Source organism: Janthinobacterium sp. 344, assembly GCF_900112025.1.
GTDB lineage: Bacteria > Pseudomonadota > Gammaproteobacteria > Burkholderiales > Burkholderiaceae_D > Janthinobacterium.
The window spans coordinates 88,292-103,231 of the sequence record NZ_FOKL01000004.1; the positions used below are offsets into that span (position 1 = coordinate 88,292).

Annotated in this window: 14 protein-coding genes and 1 pseudogene; 6 read left to right on the forward strand and 9 right to left on the reverse strand. The window is 62.4% G+C overall.

The window, feature by feature from the left end; translation table 11 throughout:
- Nucleotides 1-1,208: 1,208 nt before the first annotated feature.
- From BM193_RS12735 to BM193_RS12765, 8 genes and pseudogenes are all read right to left on the reverse strand, one after another.
- Nucleotides 1,209-1,946 carry a hypothetical protein gene (locus BM193_RS12735; RefSeq protein WP_139229963.1) on the reverse strand — a complete coding sequence of 246 codons (738 nt, stop codon included), beginning with the start codon at nucleotides 1,944-1,946 and terminating at the stop codon, nucleotides 1,209-1,211.
- Between the two features lie 73 nt (nucleotides 1,947-2,019).
- Nucleotides 2,020-4,209: a P-loop NTPase family protein gene (locus BM193_RS12740; RefSeq protein WP_092832376.1), complete on the reverse strand. Its 2,190-nt coding sequence runs from the start codon at nucleotides 4,207-4,209 to the stop codon at nucleotides 2,020-2,022.
- A gap of 106 nt (nucleotides 4,210-4,315) precedes the next feature.
- Nucleotides 4,316-4,831, reverse strand: a pseudogene (locus BM193_RS29360) (DUF6691 family protein); the annotation flags it as partial.
- A gap of 204 nt (nucleotides 4,832-5,035) precedes the next feature.
- Nucleotides 5,036-5,488, reverse strand: a complete 453-nt coding sequence (locus BM193_RS12745) for a hypothetical protein (protein ID WP_139229964.1) — start codon at nucleotides 5,486-5,488, stop codon at nucleotides 5,036-5,038.
- A gap of 18 nt (nucleotides 5,489-5,506) precedes the next feature.
- The gene (locus tag BM193_RS12750; protein ID WP_092832380.1) at nucleotides 5,507-5,968 is read right to left on the reverse strand and encodes a hypothetical protein; all 462 of its coding nucleotides are present in this window, start codon (nucleotides 5,966-5,968) and stop codon (nucleotides 5,507-5,509) included.
- A 30-nt stretch (nucleotides 5,969-5,998) separates the two neighbouring features.
- Nucleotides 5,999-6,475: a hypothetical protein gene (locus BM193_RS12755; RefSeq protein WP_139229965.1), complete on the reverse strand. Its 477-nt coding sequence runs from the start codon at nucleotides 6,473-6,475 to the stop codon at nucleotides 5,999-6,001.
- A gap of 259 nt (nucleotides 6,476-6,734) precedes the next feature.
- Complete coding sequence (locus BM193_RS29280; RefSeq protein WP_092832385.1) at nucleotides 6,735-7,460, reverse strand: DUF1697 domain-containing protein; 726 nt, start codon at nucleotides 7,458-7,460, stop codon at nucleotides 6,735-6,737.
- 14 nt (nucleotides 7,461-7,474) lie between these two features.
- A complete protein-coding gene (locus tag BM193_RS12765) occupies nucleotides 7,475-9,031 on the reverse strand; it encodes a sensor histidine kinase (RefSeq protein WP_092796280.1) in 1,557 nt (518 codons plus the stop codon).
- Nucleotides 9,032-9,238: 207 nt separating this feature from the next.
- Here BM193_RS12765 and BM193_RS12770 point away from each other — a divergent pair, with 207 nt between their 5' ends.
- On the forward strand, nucleotides 9,239-9,577 hold the full coding sequence (locus tag BM193_RS12770) for a hypothetical protein (protein WP_254786101.1): 339 nt from the start codon (nucleotides 9,239-9,241) through the stop codon (nucleotides 9,575-9,577).
- Nucleotides 9,574-10,419, forward strand: coding sequence for an HDOD domain-containing protein (locus BM193_RS12775; RefSeq protein WP_092796284.1), 846 nt, complete (start codon nucleotides 9,574-9,576; stop codon nucleotides 10,417-10,419). Before BM193_RS12770 ends, BM193_RS12775 begins: the two co-directional genes overlap by 4 nt.
- Nucleotides 10,420-10,570: 151 nt before the next feature.
- On the opposite strand, the gene BM193_RS12780 is transcribed toward BM193_RS12775, so the two are convergent.
- Entirely contained in the window at nucleotides 10,571-10,897 is a 327-nt protein-coding gene (locus BM193_RS12780) for a hypothetical protein (protein ID WP_034746769.1), read from the reverse strand.
- Between the two features lie 637 nt (nucleotides 10,898-11,534).
- On the opposite strand from BM193_RS12780, the gene miaB reads away from it, so the two are divergent.
- Genes miaB through BM193_RS12800 form a run of 4 tightly spaced genes read left to right on the forward strand, consistent with a single transcriptional unit; the run spans nucleotide 11,535 to nucleotide 14,835 of the window.
- Nucleotides 11,535-12,902: a tRNA (N6-isopentenyl adenosine(37)-C2)-methylthiotransferase MiaB gene (gene miaB, locus BM193_RS12785; protein WP_092796286.1), complete on the forward strand. Its 1,368-nt coding sequence runs from the start codon at nucleotides 11,535-11,537 to the stop codon at nucleotides 12,900-12,902.
- Nucleotides 12,899-13,963 (forward strand): PhoH family protein, encoded by a 1,065-nt coding sequence (locus BM193_RS12790; protein WP_092796288.1) that lies wholly within the window; start codon nucleotides 12,899-12,901, stop codon nucleotides 13,961-13,963. The genes miaB and BM193_RS12790 overlap by 4 nt, the downstream gene beginning before the upstream one ends.
- On the forward strand, nucleotides 13,947-14,411 hold the full coding sequence (gene ybeY, locus BM193_RS12795; RefSeq protein WP_092796290.1) for an rRNA maturation RNase YbeY: 465 nt from the start codon (nucleotides 13,947-13,949) through the stop codon (nucleotides 14,409-14,411). The genes BM193_RS12790 and ybeY overlap by 17 nt, the downstream gene beginning before the upstream one ends.
- Nucleotides 14,412-14,415: 4 nt before the next feature.
- Nucleotides 14,416-14,835, forward strand: a complete 420-nt coding sequence (locus BM193_RS12800) for a DUF4259 domain-containing protein (protein ID WP_092796292.1) — start codon at nucleotides 14,416-14,418, stop codon at nucleotides 14,833-14,835.
- The last annotated feature ends 105 nt before the right edge of the window (nucleotides 14,836-14,940 follow it).

Genomic DNA, 14,940 nt, shown 5'->3' on the forward strand with positions numbered 1-14,940 from the left:
AGCGCCAGGCACCACCACACCACCTGGGACAAAACAAGCCACAAAAAAAAAGTGTGACTGAAAAATGCCAGAAACCACCCCATCACGCCGCAGCAGCCGCCCGCAGCCATCGCACTGCAACCCCACAGCCACCACCCATAACACCCGCTCCTGTACATCACGAACGGACAAGAATACCAAGAACAGGAACAAGCCACAGAATTCACCGAACACAACTGCGCCCACGCGCAGCGCCGCAAAAACGGCCACGAAATGCCAAAACAAAACCCACGCAACAACACCCCCTAGGCAAACACAAACAACCGGGCCCCAAAACCCACGATCGCGCCACGACCAGGCCACATTGACAGAAACAACAAGCGCGCCACAGACCGTGACCCGCGGCACCACAGCAAACGCGACACGCGAGACGAGACGACGAAAAGCCACGGCAAACCGCAAGACACCACCGACCACACCAACGCACCGCCACCGCAGCAACGGTCACGCATGGCAAAACCCTGACAGCGGCCCCCCCGAGCAGAGCGGCACGGCGAAGACCGACATCAAGCAACAACAAGGACACGAATAGTCCTCGAAGCAACATACCAGACACGCACAGCGCCAGCGCACCAAGAAACAGCCAAACCCAAACCCCAACAACAAACACGCCAGCCAGAAACAAAGACGCCAACCCCCCCACCCGCAGCGGCACCGAAAACGACCCAACCAGCAAGCCGGGCAAACGCCCTGGCAACCACAGCGACGACGACAGCAAGCACAAGGCCCGCAACAGCCCGACCAACGCCAAAGAAAAGCAAAATAGCCCAAACAGCCACGCCGAAAGAACCCCCCACCGCCCGACCACCACCACCGCCCACGCCCACGTGCGGCACGCCGCCACGCTGAACAAAAACACCGGCAACCGGACACCGCGCACCACCCCAATCGCCACACAACCCCGGGCCGAAGCACAGCACAGCCCACCCCCACACAGCCTCGACCCCAGCGAGGCGCCCAGGCGCCACGCCACACAGGCCCAGCAGCACAACCACCTCCCCGAGCCACTCCAAAAAAGCCCCAAAGCCGACAACAACCAAGGCGGCAATGCCGCCCCGACCCCCAACACCAAGGAACACGACCACGACCCGCAAGACAACCAGCACCGGAAACACACCCACAACCACATCGACACCCTCAACGCCAGCCACGCCAGCCGCCCGCAAAGCCTAAATCACGGCGCCACGATCCAAACCAAAAAAAGCGGACAGGAAACCCAGCCCGTCCGCAACGCGCCACAGCAGCAGCTCGACGCCACGGCCCCCGCCAACGACGCCACGCACGTCCACCGGCAAGGCCCCCTCGACCAGATCCCCCCCACCCACCCCCCCCGCGACGACGACCAGAGCCACCAAAAACTCGAACGCCATGCCCCGGAACAACAGACCACCCACAAGACCAACAACCCCAAGAAAGTCGCCGAGCGGCACGAACACAACCGCCACGAAGACCCACACACGAACAAAGCCAACGTCGACGCCGAGACCCCGACCAACCCACCCGACACCCACCACCACAACCACCCCGTGCGCAAAAACCCGCGCGACAGCAAGACACGCCAAAGCGCCCCGAACGCCACCCGGCACCGGAACGACGGCCACCACACGTTTCACGAAGAAGAAGAGCCCCACAAGGCCCAGAAGCACCAGCTCAAGGGCGGGATCAACATAACGGACAACTACACAAAACACAAGGAAGACGAGGAAAGGACCAACACGAACAAGGACAACAACGCCGGGATCAAGCAGGGCAGCAACAACACAAGACACAAAAACCACCGACCGGCAACAAAAAAACGCAAAGAGCAAAAAAACGACACAGAACGCGCCCCCGACTACACCACAAGCGAACCGCACCACCCCCGACCAGCGACGGCCACCCAAGCGCACGAAGACGACGAACCACACCAGCCACACAAGCAGGACGCACCAGAACAAACAAACACCCACACGCCAGACCCCGAAAGCCACCGCCACACAATCAGCACAGCCGCCCAAGACAGCGCGGGCCAGAACGCAAAACACGCCCACACCCACCGCGCCAACGCCCACGCGCAACACTGCACCCGCGACCAAACCCAGGAGCCACGGAAAGAAACGGACAACCCAAAGGGAAACCAGAACCAGGCCAAAGCCCACAAAAAAGCGCCGGACAACCAACAGCGCAGGAAACAACAACAGCACGCACAGCAGCCCAAAGCCGCCCAAGAACAGAAGCCAGCGGCGCCCACCCAAGCCGCCCGACAGCGCCCCGAACAAACATGGCAGCAACAGACACACGAAAAAACAGCAGCACAGGACGCCCCGGCACCACGGCGTAGCCAGGCCACCCGCGGCAACCAACTACCGCGCCATGCAGGCGCGGAAGCAGCAGAACACCAGCGACCCGCCGGCCGAAAAGCCCAACAAAACAACCAAGGCCCGCGCCCACGTCACCAAGCCCCCCACGCAGCCCCCAGACCTGCCCCGGCCCCACCCCCACGACCACGTCGCCGCCAGCAAAGCACCCAAACTCAGCGACACCAAAGCCCACAGCCAGCCGCAGACGAAGGCCAGCCGCCACCACCACGACCAAAACCCCGCCAACCTCAACAAGCGCCGCAACAGCAACAAAACCAACAGACCCAGAACCGAGCAACCCAGCAACGAAAAAGACGGCAACGAGGCAAAAAAGCCCCGCCGGCCCGACCACGACACGCACCACACCAACCTGCAGCACGGCCAACAAACCCCCCACACGCACAGCCCCGAGAACAGCCGCCCCAACAGAAACAAGAACGGCCCGAAGGCGCCGATGCAGCAACAGGACCGCAGCACGCAGATCAACACCCAGCCGCCCCACAACATCAGAAAGCAAATCATCAAACACGAACAGCGACCACACGCGCCAGAGAGCCCGCCCAACAGCCACCCGCCCACGCGACCCACCAGAAAGCCGCCCCCAAAGACGCCCCACCAAAGCAACAACCGGCACCGGGTAGGACACGAGGGCAACAAAGCCTGCCAAAAACACAGCCCGCACAAAGAACAAATGCAGAACAAAAACCACGCGACCACACACCCGCAACAACCGACAAAGAGCGCAGGAATGCAACACCAGGAAGAGAGCGCGGACACGTCGCGCCAGGTAGCGGACAACCTCACAGCACACGACGAGAAAGCAAAAAACGACCCGCACCACGCCACCAACCACGCCGAGCAAGGGCAACGGGCAACAGCCGGAGCCACCAAACACGATCAAGAAAAGGCAAAAAGCCATGCCGAAGACGAGGCAATACAGAACGCCAACAACATTCGTGAAGACCATCCCCACCCTGCGTAACGATAAACTGAACATAGCACAACCGTAACCCCGCACCGCCCCCGCCATCAGGCCCCGCACAAAAAAACCGCCCGCAAACAGAGAGACCACCAGGGCGAGCAACCCGACAATCACCACGACCACCAGCGGAACGGCCAATTCCAGCAAGCCCGGCAACCCGATGACCAGGCGCACCAAACCCACCCCCACCAGCAACAAAACGCCGCGCGCCAACACGACGCCGAACAGCAAGGCCATCCAGATATCCCGCAACACCCAGACGATGAAGACGACGAAAAGCAGAACCGAAAGCAGCAGCACGAACCGCAGCAACAGCACGAACAACCCGGCCCCGTCCAGCAGAGCACCCGGCACCAGCGCGGCCAGAAAGCCGATCAACAAGGCACGCAACAACACCCACGTGAAGCCCGCGCCCAACACCACCGAAACAAACACCAGCCACAGGCCCGCAGCGACCAGGCCCAACTCGCACAGCAGGCCCACCACCAGCACGAGCACCAACAGGAACCAAACCAAGCACCCCACCACCAACACGCCGAACAGCCAGTCGGAACCGCCGAAACCCCACGCCGCGAACACAAACAAGTCCAAGGCGCCAAGGAAGAACGACACCAGCACGACGACAAGAACCAACCCGACCGACACCCAGAACAACAGCTCCACCCCGCCCAAGCGGACGCCCGGCCAAGCCGAATGCAAGGCCCCCACCAACAAAACGAACGGACACACCAACGGCACGGCCACCAGCGCGCCCCGCCGGAGCGCGTCGAGCGACAGCAACCACCCCCACACGGCCACCGACAGCAGCACGAACAACAACACCGCGAACAAAACCAGCAGCAGAAACAAAACCACCAGGCCAAGGGACAGCCGCAGAGGCCATGCGCCAGACAGCACAGCCCCAGGCCGCGGAGCCCGCCCAGCGACACCACCGGCACCACCACAGCAACGAGAAGAGCCACAAGCAGCACAGCAGAGCCCCAACCAAGACCCACCCCGCCGCCGGCCAAGCAAAAAGGGAAAAGAAAGAGGGACCGCACCAAAAACCAGCGACCCCCCACCCCACCCCAAAAGCCAAGCACCACAGCAAAAAGCGCCAGGCCAAGAGGCGCCAGGACCACAACCACACGGAAGAACACAGGACCCACGGCCGGAACCACCACGCCACACAAAAGCCGCGCAAGCCAACCGCCATCGACCCGCCCAGCACCAACGACAGCAACAGCGACCACGCGCAGGCCAGCCACAAAAAACCCAACAACGAAGCCCGACGACTCACACACGACACCAACAACCACAGGCCAAAGACCAAGCCACGAAACAACCAAACAATCAAAGGGAAAAGAGGTCCAGCACCAGGCAGACAGGAACGAAGCCAGCCCCAAGCAAGGAGCCAGCAGCCACCACCAAGCCGGGCCACCAACGAGAAAGGACACAGACACCGGAGACACGGAGACAACCCGCACCACACCGCACGCCCACACCGACCAGCACACCAGCAACCACAAGAACAGGCAGACCGCCATCCAGCAACACATCAACAAAACACCGAAAAAGCCCACACACCAAAGCAAGGCCCACAAGCCCGCCCAGGAAAACAACGCGCAAGACCACACCACCCCGGCGAACCCGCAGCACGCCACCAACCACGACGCGGACACCGACAACCAACCCGTCAAAAAGAAAAAACAACACACCAACAACACCCAGCAGAAGACCGCCGGCCACAGCACAACAGGGCGTAAAAAGCGGCCAAAAGACGTGCATAACCACATAAGACAGCCGCAGAAGTAAAACGGGGACGGGCCCCGCAGAAACCCGCAAACAACAACCGCAACAAAGCCACCACGAGCGCGCGCACGAAGCGGGAATAAAACGCCCGCCCACCGCCGCCCCGGGCCAACAACATCACTTCGCCCACCACGCCCAGCTCCGCAAACACGGCCGGCGAGCCCATGCCCACGTTCAGGAACAGGGCGACGACGCAAAAAACCCCCCCCGACAGCGCCCAAAGCAGCACCAGGCCGTCGGCAAAGCACAGCACCAGCACCACCGACCTGGCGGTAGAGGCCAAGCCGCCCATCGAGTCCAGGGCGCAAGCAGCGAACTGCACCGTCGACACGCCCAAACGCACCGCCAACAAACCCTAGCGCAGCGCAAAAAGCGACAAAAAATACACAAACAAAAAGACGGTGGCCAGGCCGACCAGCCCAACAAAAAAACAACAATCCTTTTGCGCCAAAAAGCCAAACCAAGCAAAGTCGAAGGCAGAGACCATGTCCATACCAGCAAAAGCAAAAAAAAGGTAAACAAAGACCAAAACAACGCAGCAAAACGGCAACGAGCCCTGCGCCAAGGAGACCACAAAAGACAAACCGGAATGCGCCCCCATGAACACGCCGGTCCCCACCATCCACAAGCCGCCTGCCGCAGCCCCGCCCAGGGAACACAGCAACATAAACAGGGGAACAAACAACCCGAGCAGCGTCGCAACCCTCAAGCCCTCCGCCACCACATGGAGCATGGCGGCAGTCAACAACGCCACGCCCCCCAAGCACAACGAGACCGACGAAAACACAACGACCGACGAAAACAGCAGACCGAACAACAAAACCGCCAGGCAAACCCAGGACCTGACCTACGCGCCCCCGCCCAACAACACCAGCAAGAGCGCCCCACCACACGCCACCACCGCGCGCCACAGCACCTCCGCGCCCACCAAAACCCACGCGACGCCAACCACGCAGAAGGGCAAAACAACAGACCCCCCCCCGGAAGCCAGGATGGCCGCGACGACATTCGGCAGAACGGCATCCCAGGCCCCCAGAATGCACGCAGAAAAAAAAGAAAAAAGCAAGACTTCAACCCACCACCCCGGCACCAACACGCCAGCGAAAAAAACGCCCCCCGGCGCAGAACCGGAAATGACCCGCGACGACAGGGCCAGCACGCCGCAGACGCCAGCAACACCGCCCACCGCGAAACCCGACCACAACAACCCCCCGACGCACACCACCTGCTCCAAACCGCACACGGACATCACCACAAAGCCCGACAGCAACGAGCGCAGCACGACCACCACGATCACCAAGCCCCTGACGACAAACCACAGCATGGCCAATCAGAAAAGTCGGACAAAAAGGAATAACAATGCCAGCCACACACGACGCGGATAACCAACCTGCCAGACAGCCCCGGCAGACGCGGCCCGAAAAAAGCGAAAACCACCCCCACCCACAAGCTCGGCGACCCACACCCCATGGCGAACCCGCACCACAGAGAAAAAAAGACGGCACCCCCATCCAGGACACCCTCAAACCGCACCAACACCACAGAACCGCCCCAAAAACCCACCCCCGAACGAACCCCCAGCATCACCCCCACCCACAAACAGCAAAACGCAACAAAACAGCCCCGAGCCACCGACAGCCGCCACAGCCACGAGCAACCGGCCGGGACCAACAAGCGCCCCGCCGGCAACCAGACCACGAAGCCCCCCAGAATGGCCGCCATGTATACAACCAGGATGAGAACGGCAAGCCGGACGACGCCCCGCCCCCAAGCAGCACATACAGCGGGCCCACGGTGGCCCAAGCGCGCAACGAGACGCCAGCCCCAACCAGCAACCCGACCGACGCCACCAAAGCGCGCACCACCACACCCGACCAAAACCAAGCACACGCCGACAACGGCCCCACGACCAGCACCTCCGGCAGCCACGGAGCCGGCAGCACCCCCGCCAGCCGCACCAGGTCCGCCCCAAGGTCCACCACCAGCGCCAACAGGCGCGCCAAGGCGGACACGGGACCCACGCCAACCGACACCAAGAGCGAGGAAAAATGGCCGGCCGACACCACCGTCACCCACACCGCCACGAACACCATCACCAACAGCGCCACCGCCAGGAGCGCCACCGCATCGAACACCACCACCCCCCCCCCGTCAGAAACCAAGTTGCCACTATTGAGCACGGTGCGCACGTCCGCAAAGCCCAGGTCGCCCAGCAGCTTGCGCAGGTCGGCCATGGCCACGCGCTTGGCGCGGCCGACATTGATACCGCGCAAGAATGCCACTTGCTGACTGTTTTGACTCTGTGCCATGCGTTTCTCCTCGCCTAGCTGCTGCTTTCCGGCAACGGCGTCACCTTGGGCAAGCGCAGCAGGAATGTTGCGCCCTGTCCCAGCGTGCTGCTGACCGTGATGGTGCCGCCAAACTGCTTGGCAATCAAGTTGAACACGATATTCAAGCCCAGTCCCGTGCCGCCCTGCCCGCGCCGCGTGGTGACAAACGGATCAAATACGCGGTCGAGCATGTCCGGCGCGATGCCGCGGCCGTTGTCGCGCACCTGCATCTCGATCCAGTCCTGCTCGCTGCGCACGCCGATATGGATGATGCCGGCCGTATCGGCATCGAACGCGTGCTCGACGCAGTTCAGCACCAGGTTGGTCAGCACTTGCGCCAGCGCGCCCGGATAACTGTCGAGCATGATGCCGGGCGGGCAATCGATGTCGATGGCGATGCGCGTCTTTTTCAGGGTCGGCTGCAGGCTCGAGATCACCTCGCCGATATAGTCGCGCAATTCGAACAAACGGCGCGCCTCGCTGACCTGGTCGACGGCGATCTGCTTGAAGCTGTGGATCAGATGCGCGGCGCGGTAGGCATTGTTCATGATCAGGCGCGCGCTTTCGCCGGCCGTCTCCAGGTAGCGCACGATATCGGTCTTTTTGACGCCGCCGCCCGCCACCGCCGCGCTGATGCTGTCGGTGGCTTCCTTCAGCACCGAGGCGCTGGTCAGCGCGATGCCCACGGGGGTATTGATTTCATGCGCCACGCCGGCCACCAGGCTGCCCAGCGAAGCGAGCCGTTCCGACTGCAGCAACGATTCCTGCGCGCGGCGCAGCTCGTCCATCGCCTGCGCCGTCTCCTGCTGCGAGCGGCGCGCCATCTCCTCGGCCTCGCGGCTGCCTTCGATGATGGACTTGAGCTTGCGCTGCACGGCATTGAAGCCGCGGATCACGTCGCCCAGTTCGTCGCGCCGGTTTTCCGGCAGCTCCTCGACGTCATCGCTGCCGCGCGTGGCCAGGTCGAACAAGCCGTCGCGCAACTGCTTCAAGGGACCGAAGACGATGCGCAGGCTCAAGGCCAGCGCGCCCACGAGAATGATGTCAAGTAGCAACACTTCCACCACCTTGCGCCGCACCTCGCTGCGCAGGGCCGCATCGATCTGCTCGCGGCTGAAATTGACGATGACCTTGCCCACGATCACGGGTTTGCCGCCGGTGGCGGCCGCCACGGCATCGCGGAACACCAGCGGCGCCTCGACGGGCGTGCCGCCGATGGCCACGTCCGTGGTCAGCGGCACCAGGGCGCCCGTGGCGTCGCGCACTTCGCCGGCGAACAGGCCCACCGACGCGTCGTAGACGCGGATGCCGACCAGTTCCGGCGGCAACATTTCCGCGGCGACGATGCTGTCGACCTTGGATTTGTCCAGGTCCCACAGGGCGGAAGGCAAGCTGGTCTGCAAGCGCGTCAGCACGCCGCTGCGCAGGCGCGCGCTGCCTGACTCGAGTTCCTTGCTCAGGGTATATTGGGTGTAACTGCCGGAAATGCCCAGCACCAGCGTCACGATGACGACAAAAAGCAAGGTCAGCCGGACTTGGATACTCACCATCAATCAACGCTCCCCTTGCCAGGCTTGCCGCCGGCCCGCGGCGCGGGCGCATGTGCGTCAGCAAAAACACCGCCTGGAGCAAATGTACGGTATGACATGCTTATTGGCAAGATTTACAGCAGCCCTGCTGGCAACAGGGGCATTGATCCAGGTTGAGACATTGCGTCATGGCAATGGTAATATCCCGCAATCATCAAAGGAGTCGTCATGGCGGTCACGCATCAACATCTACCCCTGGAACAAGTTCGTCCCGGCATGGTCCTGTCGGATGTCTTGCTCGATGCGCATGGACAAGTGCTGTTGCCGCAAGGCGCGGTACTGACGGAAAACATGCTGGCCCTGATGCCGCGTCACGGCATCGACATGCTGCCGATCCAGGCGCCGCCGCCGTCGCCGGAAGAAGTCGCCGCGCAGCAGGCCGCCCACCGCGAACGGCTCGCTTACCTGTTCCGCAAGCACGACCCGGAGAATCCTGACGAGGCTGCCACGACCTTGCTGCGCAGCTATGTCACGACTTACCGCCTGGGCACGGGAGAAGCGCCATGAGCGCCCTGCTGACACTCGACGATATCGTCGCCCACCTCGACGACCTGCCTTCGCTGCCGGCCGTGGTGATGGAACTCTTGAACAGCATCGACCAGGAAGACGTGGATATTTCCGTGCTGGCGAAAAAAGTCTCGTATGACCAGGCCTTGACGGCAAAGACCCTGCGCTTGGCGAACTCGTCGCAATACGGCCTGCAAGTGAAAGCCACCACCATCCAGCAGGCGATTACTTATCTGGGCTTCCAGACCACGCGCAGCCTGATCACCTCGGCCGCCATCACGGGGGCCTTTCCGGAAGGGCGCTGCGCCGGGTTCGATGACAAGGCCTTCTGGCGCCATTCCGTGGCGACGGCCGCCTGCGCCAAGGTACTGGCGCGGCAGATCCGCTTCAACCAGGATTACGCCTTCACGGCCGGTTTGCTGCACAACATCGGGCGCCTGGTGCTGGTCAGCAGTTTTCCCGCGCAATACGCGCAAGTCATCGCGCACCAGGCGGCGCACGATTGCAGCCTGCTCGAGGCCGAGCAGGCGGTACTGGGCGTGGACCACGTGCAGGCGGGCGTGGCGCTGGCCGAGCACTGGAATTTCTCCGATACGACACGACTGGCGCTGGGCAACTATCTGCAGCCGGAAACGCCGGGCGCAGGTTTCCTGGCCGCGCTGGTCCACGTGGCCAATGCCATCGTCTGCGCGCTCGACCTGGCGCAGGCGGGCGACGACATGGTGCCGCGCGTCTCGCCGGTGGCGTGGGATGCGCTGGGCCTGGGCGAGGAAACGTATCTGCAGCTGTTCCGCGAAACGGAACTGCGCTACGACGAAATCACCACGGCGCTGCTGGGCTAGCCGGCGCAGTCAATCCAGGTAAACGCAAACGGCTCTCGCGGTGAAGCGAAAGCCGTTATGGGTACTGCCTTGTTTCCGTCCTGCCCGGTCGACGCCAGCCTGTTACCGCCAGCAGCTACGCAAGCGGCACAGTCAGCGCGCGACCACCACATCAGTGCGCGTAATTCGATTCTTGCGCATCGCCGCGGTCTTCCGCTTTTGGACGGCCCTGGGCGTCGGACAAACGATACTTGGTGCGACGGTCGCCCATCAGGTCGCGCAGGTCGCGGATGCTCATGCCCGTGACTTCGTGCATGCGGATCAGCAGGGAGGCGCCGACCGGCAGGCGGTGGTGGCGGATCTTGCTGATCACGGGTGGCGCCACTTCGAGCAGGCGCGACAGGGCTGCATCGTTTTTCAGCTGCATCTTACTCAGCAGAATGTCGAGCAGGTGGTTAGGGTTGTAACTCTCTTGCGATGCTAATGCATGATGTGCCATGATTTTTCCTCGTCTAGTGAATATTGAAAATAATGCCGATACGAACTTAAGGCTGGCTTAGAGTGTTTAAAAGTATTTCAAAAACCGTCAGCCTCCCCTCCTCCTATCGCCGCCTGCACAAGACCCGCACAGCCACGTCCAGCCAACGTGCGCAGCTTGCCGCGTGAGTAAAAGCACGTGCAATCCGGTGAAATGAATTGCATATAAGGCAATATACTAGTCCAAACAGGCAGCATCCGCGCCTGGCGCAACCTCCCCGATTGTTAAATATCAATCAAGGTGCTGGTTGGCTTGGCAACGATGCCATTTCAACACATTAGGATGCCAGCGGGCGCACACAAGGCTTTGCAGCAACTTGTTACAAATCAATGGTGCGGTAAGGCAATAAATGCTTTTCGGCATCATCTTCGGCGACGGCGGAGGGATGCTGAAACCTTGTCTGCAAGGTAAGCACGGCATGGCCCGTCCCGGCGATTTACGCTAAACTATGGCCTGAACTTGCAGCGCGCCTGCCACCGGGCAGCCAGGGATGCCCGGCAGCTCATCCACCGAGCCCCACCCTGAGCGGCCCCTGCGCCGCAGCAGCCTGCCCAGCCATCTTATTTGCCGCCCCATTTACCGATAAGCGCCAGACCCCATGCAGAAAAAAGTATTCATTAAAACCTTCGGCTGCCAGATGAACGAGTACGACTCGGACAAGATGGCCGACGTGCTGGGCGCCTCCGATGGCCTGGTGCGCACCGATACGCCGGAAGACGCCGACGTCATCCTGCTCAATACCTGCTCCGTGCGCGAAAAGGCGCAGGAAAAAGTGTTTTCCGACCTGGGCCGCCTGCGCGAACTGAAACTGGCCAAGCCGCACCTCTTGATCGGCGTGGGCGGCTGCGTGGCCTCGCAGGAAGGCGACGCCATCGTCAAGCGCGCGCCGTATGTCGACATGGTCTTCGGTCCGCAAACCCTGCACCGCCTGCCGCAGATGATCGAGCTGCGGCGCGCCAGCGGCGACGCGCAAGTGGACATCAGCTTCCCGGAAATCGAAAAGTTCGACCACATGCCGCCGGCCAAGGTGGACGGCGCCTCGGCGTTCGTCTCCATCATGGAAGGCTGCAGCAAATACTGCAGCTATTGCGTGGTGCCCTACACGCGCGGCGAGGAAGTCTCGCGCCGCTTCGAGGACGTGCTGACGGAAGTGGCGGGCCTGGCCGCCCAGGGCGTCAAGGAAATCACCCTGCTGGGGCAGAACGTGAATGCCTACCGGGGCGCGATGGAAGGCGGCGACATTGCCGACTTCGCCCTGCTGCTCGAATACGTGGCCGATATTCCCGGCATCGAACGCATGCGCTTCGTCACCAGCCATCCGAAGGAATTCACGCAGCGCCTGATCGACGCCTATGCGAAAATCCCGCAGCTGGTCGACCACCTGTACCTGCCGGCGCAGCACGGTTCCGACAAGATCCTCGGCGCCATGAAGCGCGGCTACACGGGCCTGGAATACAAGTCCATCATCCGCCGCATCCGCGCCGTGCGCCCGAACATGGCGATTTCCTCGGACTTCATCGTCGGCTTCCCCGGCGAGACGCAGGCCGACTTCGACGCCATGATGAAGCTGATTCTTGATGTTGGCTTCGACAACAGCTACAGCTTCATCTTCAGCAAGCGCCCCGGCACGCCGGCCGCCAGCCTGGAAGACGACACGCCGCACGAGGTCAAGCTGGCTAGATTGCAGCAGCTGCAGGCGGCCATCGACGCCAATACGCGCAAGTACAGCCTGGCCATGGTGGGCACGGTGCAAACCATCCTCGTCGAAGGCCGCTCGAAGAAGGACACGGATGACAGCGAGCTGCAAGGCCGTACCGAGAACAACCGCGTGGTCAATTTCGACGCCGGCCCGGACGGCTTGCTGCTGGTCGGCCAGCTGGTCGACGTGCGCATCACCGAAAGCCATTCCTACACCCTGCGCGGCGAATTGGTCGCCAGCGCCCCCGCATTGAAAAGAGCCAGTTGAAAACCAAAGCCCCGATACAGCCGCATTACTTCATTCCCGAGCCGCTCGACAACACGCGCCTGGCGCATCTGTGCGGCCCGCTCGATGAAAACCTGCGCCAGATTTCCGCCGCCCTCGACGTGACGATTTTCCGCCGCGGCGAGAAATTCATCGTCGGCGGCAGCAACGCCGAACGCGCCGTGGAAATCCTCGAGCAGTTCTACGCCATCGCCAACAAGGTCGTGCCGCTGGAAGAAGTGCAGCTGGCCCTGGTGGAGCAGCGCGCCGGCCTGTCCGCCGCCTCGGAACACCACGCCAACGCGCCCGCCAGCACCTTCGTCGAACCGGACATCGCCAGCCCCGTGCTGAAGACCCGGCGCGCCGACCTGCGCGGCCGCACGCCGCACCAGATCGCCTACCTGCGCGACATCCTCGAACACGACATCAGCTTCGGCGTGGGACCGGCCGGCACGGGCAAGACGTATCTCGCCGTCGCCTGCGCCGTCGACGCGCTCGAACGCGATGCCGTCAAGCGCATCATCCTCACGCGCCCCGCCGTCGAAGCGGGCGAGCGCCTGGGCTTTTTGCCGGGCGACCTGGCGCAAAAGGTCGACCCGTATCTGCGTCCCCTGTACGACGCGCTGTACGATCTGCTCGGCTTTGACCGCACGCAGAAGCTGTTTGAAAAACAGGTGATCGAGATCGCCCCGCTGGCCTACATGCGCGGACGCACCCTGAACCACGCCTTCGTCATCCTCGACGAGGCGCAGAACACCACCGTCGAACAGATGAAGATGTTCTTGACGCGCATCGGCTTTGGCAGCAAGGCCGTGGTGACGGGCGACGTCACGCAGGTCGACCTGCACAAGAGCCAGACCAGTGGCCTGATCGACGCCGTGCACGTGCTGAAAGACGTGCGTGGCATCGGCTTCACGCAATTTAACAGCACCGACGTGGTGCGCCACCCGCTCGTCGCGCGCATCGTCGACGCCTATGAAACGGCGCAGGCGGCCAATGCCGACGCCGCCCAGCTCCTCCCCCTGATCAAACCAGCAGCCGCCAAACATGTCCGAAAAAAATAAACTCTCGCTGTCCGTGCAATACCCGGACGCCCGCCTGGCAACCCTGATCACGCGCCCGAAAGTGCGCCGCTGGGTCAAGGCGGCCCTGTTCGCCCCCGCCGAATTCACCATCCGCTTCGTCGACGCGGAAGAGGGCCGTACCTTGAACCGCGACTACCGCGAAAAGGACTACGCCACCAACGTGCTGACGTTCGCCTACAACGAAGGCGAAGAGCTCGGTGACGACGAGCCCACGCGCGCCGACATCATCCTGTGCACGGACGTGCTGGAAAAGGAAGCGGCCGAGCAAAAGAAGAGCGTGGAAGAGCACACGGCCCATTTGATCGTCCACGGCGTGCTGCATGCGCAGGGCTACGACCACATGGAGGACGAGGAAGCGGCCGAGATGGAGGGCCTGGAAACGGAAATCCTGGCCAAGCTCGGCATCACCGACCCGTACAAGGAGTAAGCGCATGGGAACCTGGGCGCTAGATGCCTTCGGCAACGACTACGCCATGGATTGGGCGCAGGATTTGCACGACTATAAAACACTGGAACTGGTCGAGACGACGCTCGACAACGTCATCGACAGCACGCAAGCGGAACTCGAAGCGCCATTCGCCGCCGAGGCGCTGGCCGCGCTGGAAGTGATCGCCCGCCTCCTGGGCAGGCCGGGCGAGGACGACCCGGCCACCGCCGAGGTGGACGAATGGGTCGCCGCCTGCAAGAAGAAAGTCACGCCGCCGCTGCTGGACAAGGCGCGCCTGGCGTTCGACAAGATCGTGGCGGAAACGTCGGAACTGCGCCAGTTGTGGCAGGACAGCGAGCATTTCACCGACTGGCAGGCGGACGTGGCCGATTTGCGCCAGCGCGTGCTGGGCAAGGAAGCCTGAAACGTCGGGCAACGGACCACTTCAGCGTATTAAATTTGCATCAAAAGCGGGGAAATCCGGTGCGGCCCCACTTTTGGTGTATCCTATAACCCTTCGCAACAACGG

What these genes read in the sequence shown, in the direction of transcription:
- BM193_RS12770 (WP_254786101.1), top strand. Translation starts at nt 9,239, where the DNA reads ATGGCGGTCACGCATCAACATCTACCCCTGGAACAAGTTCGTCCCGGC.
- BM193_RS12780 (WP_034746769.1), bottom strand. Translation starts at nt 10,897, where the DNA reads ATGGCACATCATGCATTAGCATCGCAAGAGAGTTACAACCCTAACCAC.
- BM193_RS12800 (WP_092796292.1), top strand. Translation starts at nt 14,416, where the DNA reads ATGGGAACCTGGGCGCTAGATGCCTTCGGCAACGACTACGCCATGGAT.
- BM193_RS12775 (WP_092796284.1), top strand. Translation starts at nt 9,574, where the DNA reads ATGAGCGCCCTGCTGACACTCGACGATATCGTCGCCCACCTCGACGAC.
- ybeY (WP_092796290.1), top strand. Translation starts at nt 13,947, where the DNA reads ATGTCCGAAAAAAATAAACTCTCGCTGTCCGTGCAATACCCGGACGCC.
- miaB (WP_092796286.1), top strand. Translation starts at nt 11,535, where the DNA reads ATGCAGAAAAAAGTATTCATTAAAACCTTCGGCTGCCAGATGAACGAG.
- BM193_RS12755 (WP_139229965.1), bottom strand. Translation starts at nt 6,475, where the DNA reads ATGCTGTGGTTTGTCGTCAGGGGCTTGGTGATCGTGGTGGTCGTGCTG.
- BM193_RS29280 (WP_092832385.1), bottom strand. Translation starts at nt 7,460, where the DNA reads ATGGCACAGAGTCAAAACAGTCAGCAAGTGGCATTCTTGCGCGGTATC.
- BM193_RS12765 (WP_092796280.1), bottom strand. Translation starts at nt 9,031, where the DNA reads ATGGTGAGTATCCAAGTCCGGCTGACCTTGCTTTTTGTCGTCATCGTG.